The organism is Streptomyces sp. DH12, assembly GCF_020873895.1.
Taxonomy (GTDB): Bacteria; Actinomycetota; Actinomycetes; order Streptomycetales; family Streptomycetaceae; genus Streptomyces.
This window is the reverse complement of record NZ_JAHWGT010000873.1, coordinates 1-475: the sequence shown is the minus strand read 5'-3', so window position 1 is coordinate 475 and position 475 is coordinate 1. Positions and strand designations below refer to the sequence as shown.

General features: G+C 70.3%; 1 protein-coding gene. It reads right to left on the bottom strand.

Features of this window, described 5'->3' with window-relative positions; all coding sequences use genetic code 11:
* Window positions 1-475 (bottom strand): GH25 family lysozyme (locus tag LPA54_RS37540; RefSeq protein ID WP_267487996.1); only part of this gene is annotated, 475 nt, incomplete at both ends.

The following is a 475-nucleotide window of genomic DNA, read 5'->3' as shown; positions in this document are numbered from 1 at the left end:
GATCCGCACCCCGTCGAGGGTGCCGTTGAAGCGGTCGTGGTCGCCGACCGTCGGACCGGTCGAGGTGTACTGCCACATCGTGTACGTGGTCCAGCCGGCGGGCAGTTCCCCGACGGTGGAGGCGTACCGGGCGATCCACAGCGGGGTGGTGGAGGCGAAGCCGGCGTAGTTGCCGGTGCACTGCTTCCACCAGCTGGTGGCGGTGTAGATGACGGCGTCGCGGCCGGTGCGGGCGCGGTAGCGGTCGAGGAAGTCGCGGATCCAGCTCACCATCGAGCTCGCCGACTTGCCGTAGCAGTCGTCGCCGTACGGGTTCCACTCGATGTCCAGGACGCCGGGCAGGGTGCGTCCGTCGGCGGACCAGGCGCCCCCGCGGTCCACGAAGTAGTCCGCCTGGGCGGCGCCGCTCGTGGTGTCGGGGGTGGCGAAGTGGTAGGCGCCGCGGATCATGCCGACGTCGTAGGAGCCGTTGTAC